General features: G+C 65.8%; 16 protein-coding genes. 8 read left to right on the top strand and 8 right to left on the bottom strand.

Annotated elements, in window-relative coordinates:
• Positions 1–26 precede the first annotated feature (26 nt).
• From AC1DS6_RS03880 to AC1DS6_RS03855, 6 genes are all read left to right on the top strand, one after another.
• Entirely contained in the window at positions 27–725 is a 699-nt protein-coding gene (locus AC1DS6_RS03880) for a dienelactone hydrolase family protein (RefSeq protein ID WP_477102145.1), read from the top strand.
• Positions 722–1,354, top strand: coding sequence for a phosphoribosyltransferase (locus tag AC1DS6_RS03875; protein WP_477102097.1), 633 nt, complete (start codon positions 722–724; stop codon positions 1,352–1,354). Before AC1DS6_RS03880 ends, AC1DS6_RS03875 begins: the two co-directional genes overlap by 4 nt.
• A 352-nt stretch (positions 1,355–1,706) precedes the next feature.
• Positions 1,707–1,913 carry a hypothetical protein gene (locus AC1DS6_RS03870; protein ID WP_441627802.1) on the top strand — a complete coding sequence of 69 codons (207 nt, stop codon included), beginning with the start codon at positions 1,707–1,709 and terminating at the stop codon, positions 1,911–1,913.
• Between the two features lie 44 nt (positions 1,914–1,957).
• Positions 1,958–2,170 (top strand): hypothetical protein, encoded by a 213-nt coding sequence (locus AC1DS6_RS03865; protein ID WP_441627800.1) that lies wholly within the window; start codon positions 1,958–1,960, stop codon positions 2,168–2,170.
• Positions 2,171–2,172: 2 nt separating this feature from the next.
• Positions 2,173–2,376, top strand: a complete 204-nt coding sequence (locus tag AC1DS6_RS03860) for a hypothetical protein (protein WP_441627798.1) — start codon at positions 2,173–2,175, stop codon at positions 2,374–2,376.
• Positions 2,377–2,887: 511 nt separating this feature from the next.
• Entirely contained in the window at positions 2,888–3,325 is a 438-nt protein-coding gene (locus AC1DS6_RS03855) for a universal stress protein (protein ID WP_441627796.1), read from the top strand.
• A gap of 40 nt (positions 3,326–3,365) precedes the next feature.
• Here the strand turns inward: AC1DS6_RS03855 and AC1DS6_RS03850 are convergent, their stop codons facing one another.
• The 8 genes from AC1DS6_RS03850 to AC1DS6_RS03815 form a co-directional block, all read right to left on the bottom strand.
• Positions 3,366–3,863 (bottom strand): SRPBCC family protein, encoded by a 498-nt coding sequence (locus tag AC1DS6_RS03850; protein ID WP_441627794.1) that lies wholly within the window; start codon positions 3,861–3,863, stop codon positions 3,366–3,368.
• Positions 3,864–3,946: 83 nt separating this feature from the next.
• A complete protein-coding gene (locus AC1DS6_RS03845) occupies positions 3,947–4,396 on the bottom strand; it encodes an HU family DNA-binding protein (RefSeq protein ID WP_441627792.1) in 450 nt (149 codons plus the stop codon).
• Positions 4,397–4,746: 350 nt separating this feature from the next.
• Positions 4,747–4,917 carry a hypothetical protein gene (locus AC1DS6_RS03840; protein ID WP_441627790.1) on the bottom strand — a complete coding sequence of 57 codons (171 nt, stop codon included), beginning with the start codon at positions 4,915–4,917 and terminating at the stop codon, positions 4,747–4,749.
• A gap of 414 nt (positions 4,918–5,331) precedes the next feature.
• Positions 5,332–5,661: a hypothetical protein gene (locus AC1DS6_RS03835; RefSeq protein ID WP_035861420.1), complete on the bottom strand. Its 330-nt coding sequence runs from the start codon at positions 5,659–5,661 to the stop codon at positions 5,332–5,334.
• 254 nt (positions 5,662–5,915) lie between these two features.
• Positions 5,916–7,277 carry a GntP family permease gene (locus AC1DS6_RS03830; RefSeq protein ID WP_035861417.1) on the bottom strand — a complete coding sequence of 454 codons (1,362 nt, stop codon included), beginning with the start codon at positions 7,275–7,277 and terminating at the stop codon, positions 5,916–5,918.
• Between the two features lie 117 nt (positions 7,278–7,394).
• On the bottom strand, positions 7,395–7,787 hold the full coding sequence (locus AC1DS6_RS03825; RefSeq protein ID WP_035861414.1) for a RidA family protein: 393 nt from the start codon (positions 7,785–7,787) through the stop codon (positions 7,395–7,397).
• Positions 7,788–7,890: 103 nt separating this feature from the next.
• Entirely contained in the window at positions 7,891–9,384 is a 1,494-nt protein-coding gene (locus AC1DS6_RS03820) for an N-acyl-D-amino-acid deacylase family protein (protein ID WP_477102096.1), read from the bottom strand.
• Positions 9,385–9,386: 2 nt separating this feature from the next.
• On the bottom strand, positions 9,387–10,292 hold the full coding sequence (locus AC1DS6_RS03815; RefSeq protein ID WP_441627878.1) for a MurR/RpiR family transcriptional regulator: 906 nt from the start codon (positions 10,290–10,292) through the stop codon (positions 9,387–9,389).
• A gap of 149 nt (positions 10,293–10,441) precedes the next feature.
• On the opposite strand from AC1DS6_RS03815, the gene AC1DS6_RS03810 reads away from it, so the two are divergent.
• A complete protein-coding gene (locus AC1DS6_RS03810; RefSeq protein WP_035861409.1) occupies positions 10,442–11,710 on the top strand; it encodes an amino acid deaminase in 1,269 nt (422 codons plus the stop codon).
• A 72-nt stretch (positions 11,711–11,782) separates the two neighbouring features.
• Entirely contained in the window at positions 11,783–12,718 is a 936-nt protein-coding gene (locus AC1DS6_RS03805) for a sugar kinase (RefSeq protein ID WP_441627783.1), read from the top strand.
• The last annotated feature ends 99 nt before the right edge of the window (positions 12,719–12,817 follow it).

Below are 12,817 nucleotides of genomic sequence, written 5' to 3'. Positions count from 1 at the left end.
TGGGAGCCGGCTATCTATTGGAGCGCATGATGAGCACAACCTCGCACCAGCAAATCGACATCGATCTGAGCGGTGTGGTGCTGCCCGGCGACCTGGTCTGTCCGCCGCTTGCTACCGGCCTGGTGCTGTTCGCGCATGGCAGCGGCAGTTCGCGGCTCAGTCCCCGCAACCGCTATGTCGCCGGCCATCTCAACCACGCCGGCATTGCCACCCTGTTGACCGACCTTCTGCTTGCCGAGGAAGACGTCGGGCTGGCGCGGCGTTTCGATATTGGCCTGCTGGCCGCGCGCCTGGAGGGTATCACCCGCGCCGTTCGCGGCATGGCGCAGCTTGGGCGACTGCGGCTGGGGTACTTCGGCGCAAGTACTGGTGCTGCGGCTGCAATCCGGGCCGCCGCGATGACTGGTGGCGGCTATCGGATCGACGCCGTGGTTTCGCGCGGCGGCCGCCCGGATCTGGCGGGCCATGACGCGCTCGCGGCATTGTCCGCGCCGACCTTGCTGATCGTCGGCGGCGCGGATACCGAGGTGCTGCACCTGAATGAGCGTGCCTACGCATGGATGTCCTGCGAGAAGCACTTCGAGATCGTTGCCGGCGCGACCCATCTGTTCGAGGAACCGGGCGCACTGGAAGTGGCGGCACGGCTGGCTGCCGGGTGGTTCGCCACACACCTGGCAGGGCGGCGGGGCGCGGACCCGGCAACCGGTGAACAGGAGACATCATGATGTTCCAGGACAGGACCGAAGCCGCCACGCGGCTGGCGCAAGCGCTTTCGAATTACCGCGGCACGCATCCCGTGGTGCTGGCCGTTCCACGCGGGGCGGTACCGATGGGCAGGATCGTGGCCGACCAGCTTGGCGGCGAACTCGATGTGGTGCTGGTCAGGAAACTGGGTGCGCCATTCCAGCGTGAACTGGCAGTGGGTGCGGTGGATGAGAGCGGCTGGGTTTATGTCACGCCCTTCGCCGAACAGACTGGCGCCGATCCGGCCTATATCGCAGAGGCGCGCAGAGAGCAGCTGGAACTGCTGCGCCGGCGGCGTGCGCTCTACACGCCCGGGCGCACCGCAACTCCGCTGGGCGGCCGCACGGTCATTGTGCTGGATGACGGCCTGGCCACCGGTGCCACCATGATTGCCGCGCTGCACGCGGTGCGGCAGCAGCAGCCTGCGAGGCTGATCTGCGCCGTGCCCGTGGCCGCTCCGGATTCCCTGGCCCTGGTGGAGGACTATGCGGATGAAGTGGTCTGCCTGGCCGCGCCCGCTAATTTTCGTGCGGTTGGCGCGCATTACAGGGAGTTTCCGCAGATCGACGACGCCGAGGTGGTCGCCTGCCTGGCGGGGGGTGGGGGATGAATGTACCAGCCGCATCGGCGGCGGCCTGTGCGCTGAAAACCGCATTGCAGCGACGTGCTGCCGCAAAGGCCGGCGCCGTGCGTTGGGGCCTTCGGAGGTATGCGGCGGCGCGGCAACTATCGGGCGGTCGACGTGCGTCAACGCTGGGTATCAGGCGCCGCCAATATTGAAAACGAATCCATGCTGGCACGGTCAGCACCTGCGCGGTTTTGCCTGACGCTCTTGTGCGGAGACCCGCCCTCCATCCATGTGGGAGGCGTCTGGATTTTTATGCCCATCCGCAGTTTACTGAGTGGAATGACGCCTGCAAGGAAGCGATCGAAACGCGGGCGATGAAGTGGGGGTGCGAAACATGGAATTGAAATACAAAGGCCGAACCGTCTCCATCCACACACTCAAGGCCGCCCCCGATAGTTGGGATTGGTCTTACGTCATCCACGGCGTCGAAACCAGGCGGCATGCCGATGCGCTTGCCCGGTCGGAAGATGTTGCGGTGGAGTGCGCTTTTCAAGCGGCCCGGAAAGTCATTGATCGCTTGTCGGAAGAGGACAATGACTAGCGTCATCACAAGCCGGGATTGATCGACGGCAGCGGAGGCAGCCAATGGATCGCGACACCATGGAGTACAAGGGGTTCGTCATCCATGTCTTCTGCGAGATGATCAAGGATGGCTCGTACACGGCATCGTGCGAAATCTGGGAAGACGCGGCTGTCGTGCACGATGCCAGATCGATTGGCCGGAACTCCGCCACTGCCGCGGATGCGAAGGCGGCGGCTTACGGATGGGCGAGGCAGTGGATAGACAGCAATTCTTGAGCATGAGGCGGGGCCGGTACCTCGGCGGCGTCTGGCCGGATCTCAATGACATCCGGACGCACTGGCGGACAAGGGGTGGAAGCGCGCTGGCGCGGGACAGGCACCTGAAGGCAGGCTCGAACGATTGCGAGGGCCGCGTGACGTACAAGGCAGTGGCCACGGCGCTGGCCTACGAGTACATGCCTGCCGACCAGTTGCTGGACTGAGTCCGTGCCGCAACAACGCCGCCGTCGGGTTGCTTCATTCGCTATCGGGGTGCGATGGAGGTGCGGTCCAAATTACCTCCGCCTGTTCCTGGCACGGCGCGGCGACCGGTGTCGCAAGCATGGCGCATCAGGACGGTCTTCCTGCCATATCCGGCCATATCGCCTCGTGAGCTCGGCTTCACTGCGCGATGCCATCCGCTTTTTGTACGCAAGAGATGAGCGGCCGCGCGTATGCTGAGTATGCTGGATAAAGTAGACGCTCACCTGACCAACCGGAGGGAATCATGACCGCGCCTGTTACACCCCAGGTTATGCCCAAGTGCCCGTCATGCGGCGCGCAAGGGATGGATAAGATTGCCCACCGTCATCAGCTCTCGCACAGCAATGTTCCCATCTTCGTTGTCGTTCACTGCAATGAGTGCGGGCATGTTTATGGGGTCCTGCCACACTCGCAGGCATAGGCAGGTCCGCGCTACGCAACGCCGCTTTTCCTAGTCGCGAGGAGGCAGCCATGTTCAAGCATCTTCTGGTACCCACGGACGGATCCCCGCTCTCCGAAACCGCAGTCAGAATGGCGATGCTGGTCGCCAGGGACTTCCAGGCGAAGGTAACAGGCATTCACGTCATTCCCGAGTTTCGCGTCTTTACCCATCGCGTCGACATGCTCGAGGATGCGCAGGAGCGCTTTGCCCAAAGGGCTGAACACCATGCGGCGCAATACCTGGGCGTGATCGCGCAAGCCGCGAAGGAAGCAGGGGTGGAGTGCGAAACGGTCTGTGTAACCGGCGACCATCCTTATGAGGCGATCCTCCTGGCGGTGGAGGAGCGGGGCTGCGACCTTGTCGTCATGGCCTCGCACGGCCGCTCTGGCATTCAGGGGCTGCTGATCGGCAGTGAAACCCAGAAAGTCCTGACGCATGGCACGATCCCGGTTCTTGTGTATCGTTGAGGGATCGTGCCCGGTTGACAGCGCCTGAAGCGCACCGCCTTCAGGCGGCTTGGCGGGTACCGATTCCTTCGCTCACGCTGCCCTGCGCGAGCCGCCTCCAGTTCTTCGCTGCATAGGCATGGGCTTGCCTTAATGCTGCCCACAGACCGACCAGCCTGAGTCTCTTCAGCAAGCCTCTGGCTTCGAATTCCGTCGTGCGCCGGACCCGTGTCCTGCCATCCCCGAGCGATTCAAGGGTGAAGGTGTCGATCAGCCTGCCAACCCAGGCGCGGCACCAGACGGTACTTTCCAGCATCTGGTACTGCAGCAGCCGGTCCGGCTCCAGTTGCAGGATGCGCTGGTTGATCGTGCCGCGGTCCGTGGTGCATTGGCGCGTATTCCCGACCGCGGCGGTGCCTTCCAGGACCCGGCAGCTCACTGGCTTGGGAATTCCGAACCAGAACAGCAACGGGCGCGACGTATCCATGCGCGCATGCAGGAAGTGCGGCCAGACATGCCGCGGCTCGCATTCGAAAATCCACTCGGATTTGATCTCCATAACCTGTGCCCGATTGCGGATAGTGGTTGGCGGAAACAAAAGGGAGCCGCGCGGGCTCCCCTCGTTCAACAGGCCGGCACGGCTTACAGTGCGGCGTCTTTCAGCTTCTTCATCGGGCGTACCTTGACCTTGACGGTTGCCGGCTTGGCGGCGAACCACTGGTCTTCGCCGGTGAAGGGGTTCTTGCCGAAGCGCTTCTTGGTGGCGGGAACCTGGGTGGCGACGACCTTGAGCAGGCCCGGCAGGGTGAACTCGCCGGCGCCCTTCTTGTGGACAGCGCTGAGCACCGTGTTTTCGAGATGGGCCAGCACGGTCTTGACTGTCTTGGCATCCAGTTCGGTCTGGGCGACGAGGTGGGCGACAAGGCTGGATTTGTTGAAGGTGTCCTTCAGGGGTTTCACCGCCGGTGCGGCTGCTGCGACCTTCCTGGCCGGCGCGGCCTTCTTTGCCGGTGCTGCTTTCTTTGCCGGCGCTGCCTTCTTGGCGGCAGGCTTGGCGGTGGTCTTTACGACAGCATTTGCTTTGGTAGCCATGGGTCTTGAATCTTGTGTTCGTTGAATTGCCGCCTGCTGCCGACGGCAGCAGGCGCGCGGCGAGCATAGCACTCCGCGCGGCGCATGCCAAACGCGCGCCATCGGCGCGATTCAGGCTGACACGGCCGTCGATGGCCGCGCGGATCATGGCTTGCAGGCGCTCCGGTCCGCGGATGTGGTGAATAAGGCTATGAAAAAATGCGAACGATCCGACGCGGATCGCGGTGGTCAGGCGGAGCGGCTCCGCATGCCAACCACGGCGGCAGGTCATGCAACCGTTGGCAGTTGCTGGTCCGCTTTGGCGCCGAGGCCGAAGCGGCGACCGCGATTCTGCGCAAGCACTGCCGAGCCTACGACGGATCTTTGGTACGCGTACGCGAAACGGCTCCCATGATGCCCAGGCCGAGGGCGATGATACACACGATGCCCACATAGACCTGTGCCACACCAGCGGTAACGAGACCCCACGCTATGCCGCCGACGAGCAGCAGCAGTCCTACCAGGTAGAGCGCGAACGACATGAGGCAGCTCCTTGCAAAGCGCCGCGAACCGTCGCGGCATAGGAGCAATTTAGTCGGCGGGTCCGCTGTCGGCTATCGGAGGATCGCGGAGATTGACGTAGGCCGGTTCTGACTTGTCCAGTGTGGCAAGTCCAGTGGCGCCTGGTGCAAGGCAATGGTTTCGGGGCGCGTGCGTCTTGGTGTCGCGCACCCCGTAGCCCTTGAGGAGGACGATTTCGCCATCCTGGATTACGGCGTGCGCGAGACCTGGGGCTTTGCTGTCCTGCATCGACACTGCGATGAGCCGGCGGCACGCTTCGCATCGGAAGGGAGCGAAGGCGCGTATGCCGGGCAATGCGCGATCCGGTTACGCGCCTGGCAACCACGCGCGGCGGCGCGCCATGTGCACGCCATTGGCGCGGCAGGAAAGACGCCTTACTTGGCGGGCGCTTCCGCCGCGCGCTTGTCGGCGTCGCGCAGCCGCTTGACGGCTTTGCCCAGCAGGCCGCCTTCGCTATCGGATACCGCGGCTTCCAGCGTTGCCAGCGCTGCCTTGATCTGCGCGCCGTGGGCGGCGGAGAAGGCCTGGTCTTCAATCAGGGCGTCGGCCTCCTTGCGGGCGCGCTTGCCCAGCTTGCGGGCGAACTCGGGGTCGAGCTGGCCCTGGGCGGTGGCGTTGGCGATATGGTCGAGCAGGGCGATCAGGCCTGGCGCCGTAGTGGTGGCCGGCACGGCTTCCTCGGTCTTCCTGAGCTTTTTGGGCATAGTTCTTTTCCTCCGGTTGGGGCTCGATTCTATCGCTGGGGCAGAAGCGGGGCCTGCTTCCAAATATGAAAGATTCATGACAGCCGCGAGCAGGGCAGCCTCGGCACCCAGCGATTTGCTGCGGTGCACACCATAGCACATCGCGGCACGGAATCCCCGGGCCGGCACCACTGGCACCGGGGCACGGGGCATGAAAAAAGGGGAGGGGCACTGCGTGCGCCTCCCCTTTTCTGTGGCTGCCGCCCCGCGGATGGTCAGACCACCGTGGCCAGCGCCAGGGTCAGCAGCAGCGCGATCACCGAGATCAGGGTTTCGCAGACCGACCAGGTCTTGAAGGTCTGGGCCACGGTCATGTTGAAATACTCCTTGACCAGCCAGAAGCCGCCGTCGTTCACGTGCGAGAGGATCAGCGATCCGGCGCCCGTGGTCAGCACCAGCAGTTCGGGCCGGGTGCCCGGCACGCTGGCGGCGATCGGCGCGACGATGCCGGCTGCGGTGGTCATGGCTACCGTGGCGGATCCGGTGGCGATTCGGATCAGCACCGCGACCAGCCAGCCGAGCAGCAGCACCGACACATGCGCGCCGGTGGCCACGTCGACGATGGCGTTGGAGATGCCCGAATCGCGCAGCACGCGGCCAAAGCCGCCGCCGGCGCCGACCACCAGCGTGATGATGGCGGTGGGCGCCACGCACTCGTTGGTGAACTTCAGGATGTTTTCCCGGTTGAAGCCGCGGGCCTTGCCGAAGGTGTAGAAGCTCACCAGCGCGGCGATCAGCAGGGCGATCACCGAATTGCCGATCAGCTTGAGGAAATCATTGAAAAAGGTCTTGGGCGTGCTGATGACATCCGCCCAGCTGCCGATCAGCATCAGGAACACGGGCAGCAGGATGGTAAACAGCGTGATGCCGAAGCCGGGCAACTGGTGCGATGCCTTGACGCTCTCGTCTTCCTCGGTGAACTGTTCGGCCAGCGGATTGATATCCGGCAGCTTGACGTAGCGGTCCATCAGCTTGGCGAACAGCGGGCCGGCGATGGCGGCGGTGGGGATGCCGACGATCAGCGCGTACATGATGGTTTTGCCGATGTCCGCCTTGTAGGCGGTCACCGCCAGCAGCGCGGCAGGGTGCGGCGGGATCAGCCCGTGCACCACCGACAGGCCTGCCACCATCGGGATGCCCACCAGCACCATGGAGGTCCCGGTGCGCTTGGCCACGTTGAAGGCGATCGGCACCAGCAGCACGAAGCCCACCTCGAAGAACACCGGCAAGCCGACGATAAAGGCGATGGTGACCATGGCCCAGTGCACGTTCTTCTCGCCGAAGGCATCGATCAGCGTGCGCGCGATGCGTTCGGCGCCGCCGGATTCGGCCATCATCTTGCCGAGCATGGTGCCCAGGCCCACGACCAGCGCGATGTGGCCCAGGGTGCCGCCCACGCCGGCCTCGAACGATTTGACGATGTCGCCCATCGGCATGCCCACGGCAAAGCCGAGCAGCACCGACACGACAACCAGTGTGATGAAGGGGTTGAGCTTGAACTTCGCGATCAGCACGACCAGTGCGATCACGGCGATCAGCGCGTAAAGCAAGAGTGTGGTTCCGGTTACGGCGCCCATATTGTCTCCTTTGTGCGGGGTCCGCCGGTGGCCCGGCGGGGCTCCCCCGCGTCCGCTATGAAAAGGGCCGCGCTGGCGGCGGCCGGTTCAGGTTGTTCGTGGCAGGCTGGCCTGGGTTCAGGCCGCCGGCTTCTTGTAGGCGATGCAGTCCACTTCCACCTTGCAGTCGACCACCATGCTCGACTGCACGCAGGCGCGCGCCGGCGGGTTGGCGCCGAAGTATTCCTTGAAGATCTTGTTGAAGGAGGCGAAGTCGCGCGCGTCGTCCAGCCAGACGCCGCAACGCACGATGTGCTCGGTGCCGTAGCCGGCTTCGGCCAGGATGGCCAGTACGTTCTTGATGGCCTGGTGGGTCTGGGGCACGATGCCGCCGTCGATCACCTCGCCGGCCACCATCGGCACCTGGCCGGACACGTAGAGCCAGCCGTCGGCTTGCACGGCACGGGCAAAGGGCATGTGCTGGCCACCGGTGCCGGCGCCGCCTTCGACGCCAAATCGCTTGATATCCATGGGGAACTCCTGAAGCAAATTGCAGATTGGGTTTATTGCTGGCCGCGCGGCACGGGGCGCGCGGCCGGGATTCACCACGCGGATTGCCGGCCGCGCGGCCTCGTTACTGTGGCGTTGCGGCGTTCGCCCCTGCGGGCTTGCCGCGTGCAAGGAAGCGGCCCGCGCGCGTGCCGGTGGGCCGGCGCTGTTGCCACGACAACTCGCCGTTGACCCACACCGCGGCGATGCCCTCGGCCGGTTGCATGGGGTCGGTGAAGCTGGCCGCATCGCGAATCGTGGCGGCGTCGAACAGGACCAGGTCCGCCCAGTAGCCTTCGCGCACGAAGCCGCGTTCAGTCAGGCCGAAGCGTTCGGCCGACAGCCCCGTCATCTTGTGGATCGCTACCGTCAGCGGGAACAGCTCGCGATCGCGCGCGTAATGGCCAAGCACACGCGGAAAAGCGCCCCACAGGCGCGGGTGGGGCATGGGGTCGTTGGGCAAGCCATCGGAACCCACCACGGTGGCGGGGTGGCTCAGGATGCGGTCCACGTCCGCGTCTTCCATGCAGTGATAGACCGCGCCGGCCGGCTGCAGGCGGCGCGCGGCATCTTCCAGGCCGAGCTCCCACTCGGCGGCGATGTCGGCCAGCAGCCGGCCGCCCATGTCCGGGTGCGGTTCGGACCAGGTCACCATGATGTCGAAATCGCTGGTGACCTGCTTGAGGTCGAGCGTGGAGGAACTGGCGGTGTAGGGATAGCAATCGCATCCCACCGGCTGCCAGCGCTGGGCCCGCTCCAGCGTGTCCAGCACCTCGGCGCTGCGGCCCCAGTTGTCGACGCCGGCGCATTTCAGGTGCGAGATCACCACGGGCACGCGCGCGTGCCGGCCGATGCGGAAGGCTTCGTCCATCGCTTCCAGGATCTCGGCGAACTCGCTGCGCAGGTGGGTGGCATAGAGCGCGCCGGCGCGGGCCAGCGGTTCGGCCAGCGCCAGCACTTCGTCGGTGGTGGCGGAGAACGCATTGGCGTAGGCCAGCCCGGTGGACAGGCCAAGCGCGCCATGGTCGAGCGCTTCCTCAAGCTGCGCGCGCATGGCGGCGATCTCGGCCGCGGTGGCGGTGCGGTCCAGCCGGTCCATATGGTTGCTGCGCAGCGCGGTATGGCCGACCAGGGCCGCCACGTTGACGGCCGGCTGCGCAGCCTGCACGGCTTGCGCGTAGGCGCCGAAATCGGGATAGCGGAAGGCATCGGCGGTGCCCAGCAGGTTCATCGGATCGGGCGGTTCGCCGCGCAGCGCGACGGGCGCCGCGCTGATGCCGCAATTGCCGACGATCACGGTGGTGACGCCCTGCGACAGCTTGGGCGTCATCTCGGGCTGGCGTATCACATTGGTGTCGTCGTGCGTGTGCACGTCGATAAAGCCAGGGGCCAGCACCAGCCCTTCGCCTTGCACCACATGCGCGGCGCTGCCGGGATCGATGCCGTCGGCACCGTCCTCGAGCATGGCGATGCGGGCGATGCGCCCGGCGCGCAGCGCCACGTCGGCCAGGCGCGCTTCGGCGCCGGAGCCGTCGAGCAGGGTCGCGCCGCGGATCAGGGTGTCAAACAGTTCAGGCATGGTCAGTCTCCGAGCGGCTGGCGGCTTTCCGGGGCATCCGGTCCGGCAGTGTTGCCGCGGTGCGCGTCGAGCACGTACTTGAGCCGCCGCAATTGCTCCTGGCTCTGGTCCTGCTGGAGCAGGGCGAGCTGGGTAGCCAGCACGTCCATCACCAGCAGCATCGCGTAGCGCGAGGCCGAGGGCTTGAAAATAAAATCGGTTTCCAGCGTGCGCACCGGCAACAGCACGTCGGCGCGTGCCGCCAGCGGCGAGCCCAGCGCGGTCACCGCGACCAGCTTCGCGCCGTATTCGCGGGCAATATCGCAACTGGCCAGCATCTCGGGCACATTGCCCGTGGCGGAGAAGGCAAGCACGACATCGTCCTTTTGCAAGGTGGCCGCCACCATCTTCTGCAGCAGCGCGTCCTGGTAGCTGGCCACGGGACGGCCCAGGCGGGCCAGGCGGTAACGCGCCTCGTCGGCCATGAAGGACGAGCCGCCACCCATGCCAAAAGCGTAGACCATGCGTGCCTCCAGCAACAGGCGCGCCGCACGCTCCATATGGTCGGGGTCGATCAGCTTGCGGTTGACCTCAAGTGAGTCCAGGATATCCGCATGAATGCTGTCGGCCAGCGTGGCCGGGGACGGCTCCGCCGCGCGGGCGACTTCCGCCTGCAGGAAACGCTGGCCCACCGCGGTGGCTTGCGCCAGGCGCAGCTTCAGGTCGCGCACGTCGCGGCAGCCGATGGCCTTGGCGAAACGGGTCACGCTGGCCTCGCTCACCCCGGCCTGGCGCGCCAGTTCGTTGATGCTGGTGGCCGCCGCGCCAGCCAGGTCCTGCAGGATCACTTGCGCGACCTTCTGCTCGGCCAGGCGCAGCGTGGGGCCACGCTCGGCAATGCGGGTCAGGATGTCGAAGGGCGCGGACATGGTTGGCAGGTCGGTGGTGGAGGCAAGCGGGTCCATCGGGCCGATGTTGCCCCGGAGCCAGCTTTGAATGTTACTTTATAACAAGGGTGAAATATCGTAATTTCAAGGCTATCATTACGTCAATCGGAATTTTTCAGGATGATGGCAACATGCGTGAAATAAAGTACCAAGCCGGCACGATCGATCCGCTCAACAAGGCGCTGGGCAAGCTCGAGGCGCCGCTGGCGCCCGATGACGCTGGCCAGGTAGGCTGGAAATTGCTGGCCGAAGACCTGAGCCTGCCGGCGGCGGTGCTGTATGAAGAGCGCCTGGTGCATAACCTGGAGTGGATGCGCCGCTTCATGGGCGAGTACGGTGTGCAGCTGGCGCCGCATGGCAAGACCACCATGGCGCCCAAGCTGTTCGCGCGCCAGCTTGCCGCCGGCGCCTGGGGCATCACCCTGGCCACCGCGCACCAGACCGCCGCCGCCTATGCGCACGGCGTGCGGCGCGTGATGATGGCCAACCAGCTGGTTGGCCGCCGCAATATGGAAATCGTGGCCGACCTGCTGCGCGATCCGGATTTCGAGTTCTTCACGCTGGTGGATTCGCCTGAACTGGTGGACCAGCTCGGCGCCTATTTCAGTGGCCGCGGGCAGCAGCTACAGGTCTTGCTGGAGCTGGGCGTGACAGGCGGCCGTACCGGCGTGCGCGACGCGCGGCAGCAGGAGGCGGTGCTGGCGGCGCTGGCGCGCTGGCCCGGCGTGCTGTCGCTGGCCGGCGTGGAAATCTACGAAGGGGTGCTGAAGGAAGAGGCCGACATCCGCGCGTTCCTGCAACGCACCGTCGCGGTGACGCGCGAACTGGCCGCGGCGGGGCGCTTCGGCCGCAACCCGGTGGTGATGTCCGGCGCGGGCTCGGCCTGGTACGACGTAGTGGCGGAGGAGTTCGCCCGCACCGACATCGGCACGCCGATCGACATCGTGCTGCGCCCCGGCTGTTACCTCACGCACGACGTCGGCATCTACCGCGCCGCGCAGCAACGCATCCTGGCCAGCAACCCGGTCGCGCAGAAGATGCGCGAAGGCCTGCTCCCGGCGTTGCAACTGTGGGCCTATGTGCAGTCGATTCCCGAGCCTGACCGCGCCATCATCGGCATGGGCAAGCGCGACGCCGCCTTCGACGCCGGCATGCCGCTGCCCGCCCAGGTGTACCGCCCCGGCACGGAGGCCCCGGTGCCGGTGCCCGTGCACTGGGAAGTCACCGGCATGATGGACCAGCACGCATACCTGCAGATCCGGCCGGGCGACGATCTCAAGGTCGGCGACATGGTTGCCTTTGATATTTCGCATCCATGCCTTACCTTCGACAAATGGCGCCATATCCCGGTGCTCGACGGCGACCTGCGCGTGATCGACCTCGTGCAGACGTTTTTCTGAAACGGCATCGCAGGCAGCAGTGACGAGCAGCAACGAACAGCAACGACAGCAACGACAGGGGACGCTTGCACCATGAGCATCGACATTCTCGCTTTCGGCGAAGCACTGGTTGAATTCAACCAGCAGCCCGACGATCCCACGCGCTACCTGCAAGGGTTTGGCGGCGACACTTCCAACTTCTGCATCGCGGCCGCGCGGCAGGGCGCGCATGCCGGCTATATCAGCGCGGTGGGCGAGGACACCTTCGGCGAACGGCTGCTGGCGCTATGGACGCAGGAGCGGGTCGATACGCGCCACGTGCGCGTCGATGCCGGTGCGCCGACCGGCGTGTACTTCGTCACGCACGACGCGCACGGTCACCGCTTCGACTACCTGCGCAGCGGCTCCGCGGCCAGCCACTACAGCCACGAGAACCTGCCGCACCACGCCATCGCCGAGGCGCGCTACCTGCATGTTTCCGGCATCAGCCTGGCGATCAGCACCAACGCCTGCGACGCCGGCCTGGCGGCAATGGAGCACGCGCGCAAGGCGGGTTGCAAGGTCACGCTCGACACCAACCTGCGCCTGCGGCTCTGGACGCTCGCACGCGCACGCGGCATCATGCGCGAGGCCTTTGCGCTGACCGACGTATGCCTGCCAAGCTGGGACGACATCACGGTGCTGACTGGTCTCAACGACCGCGACGCCATCGTAGACTACCTGCTGGGCTGCGGCATCGGGCTGGTGGCGCTGAAGCTGGGCGAGGAGGGTGCCTATGTGGCGACCCCCGACGCCCGCTCGCTGGTGCCGCCGTACCCGGTGCGCCCGCTCGATGCCACCGGCGCCGGCGACTGCTTCGGCGGCAGTTTCGTCGCTCGCCTGGCCGCTGGCGACGATCCCTTCGAGGCCGCGCGCTATGCCAACGTCGCGGCCGCGCTGTCCACCACCGGCTACGGCGCCGTGGCGCCGATCCCGTTTATCGAAACCGTGCTGGCGCGAATGGCCCAGTCGGTTTCCGTGATTGCCTGATACCGCCTGGCGCCCGGCGCCGCCCAACGGGCGGCCGGGCAGGCCGGCTTGCAACCCCAAGCGCCAAGTCCCATCGTCCGACCTTACCGAACACCCACT

Source organism: Cupriavidus sp. 05L310 (assembly GCF_056398185.1).
Note: the sequence above shows the minus strand (reverse complement) of the source record. Positions and strands in the feature narration are given on the sequence as shown.

Excerpts from the sequence above, each read along its gene's own strand:
- AC1DS6_RS03870 (WP_441627802.1), top strand. The coding sequence starts at position 1,707 with ATGGAATTGAAATACAAAGGCCGAACCGTCTCCATCCACACACTCAAG.
- AC1DS6_RS03835 (WP_035861420.1), bottom strand. The coding sequence starts at position 5,661 with ATGCCCAAAAAGCTCAGGAAGACCGAGGAAGCCGTGCCGGCCACCACT.
- AC1DS6_RS03850 (WP_441627794.1), bottom strand. The coding sequence starts at position 3,863 with ATGGAGATCAAATCCGAGTGGATTTTCGAATGCGAGCCGCGGCATGTC.
- AC1DS6_RS03865 (WP_441627800.1), top strand. The coding sequence starts at position 1,958 with ATGGATCGCGACACCATGGAGTACAAGGGGTTCGTCATCCATGTCTTC.
- AC1DS6_RS03830 (WP_035861417.1), bottom strand. The coding sequence starts at position 7,277 with ATGGGCGCCGTAACCGGAACCACACTCTTGCTTTACGCGCTGATCGCC.
- AC1DS6_RS03875 (WP_477102097.1), top strand. The coding sequence starts at position 722 with ATGATGTTCCAGGACAGGACCGAAGCCGCCACGCGGCTGGCGCAAGCG.
- AC1DS6_RS03855 (WP_441627796.1), top strand. The coding sequence starts at position 2,888 with ATGTTCAAGCATCTTCTGGTACCCACGGACGGATCCCCGCTCTCCGAA.
- AC1DS6_RS03840 (WP_441627790.1), bottom strand. The coding sequence starts at position 4,917 with ATGTCGTTCGCGCTCTACCTGGTAGGACTGCTGCTGCTCGTCGGCGGC.
- AC1DS6_RS03815 (WP_441627878.1), bottom strand. The coding sequence starts at position 10,292 with ATGTCCGCGCCCTTCGACATCCTGACCCGCATTGCCGAGCGTGGCCCC.
- AC1DS6_RS03810 (WP_035861409.1), top strand. The coding sequence starts at position 10,442 with ATGCGTGAAATAAAGTACCAAGCCGGCACGATCGATCCGCTCAACAAG.
- AC1DS6_RS03825 (WP_035861414.1), bottom strand. The coding sequence starts at position 7,787 with ATGGATATCAAGCGATTTGGCGTCGAAGGCGGCGCCGGCACCGGTGGC.
- AC1DS6_RS03805 (WP_441627783.1), top strand. The coding sequence starts at position 11,783 with ATGAGCATCGACATTCTCGCTTTCGGCGAAGCACTGGTTGAATTCAAC.
- AC1DS6_RS03820 (WP_477102096.1), bottom strand. The coding sequence starts at position 9,384 with ATGCCTGAACTGTTTGACACCCTGATCCGCGGCGCGACCCTGCTCGAC.
- AC1DS6_RS03860 (WP_441627798.1), top strand. The coding sequence starts at position 2,173 with ATGAGGCGGGGCCGGTACCTCGGCGGCGTCTGGCCGGATCTCAATGAC.
- AC1DS6_RS03845 (WP_441627792.1), bottom strand. The coding sequence starts at position 4,396 with ATGGCTACCAAAGCAAATGCTGTCGTAAAGACCACCGCCAAGCCTGCC.
- AC1DS6_RS03880 (WP_477102145.1), top strand. The coding sequence starts at position 27 with ATGATGAGCACAACCTCGCACCAGCAAATCGACATCGATCTGAGCGGT.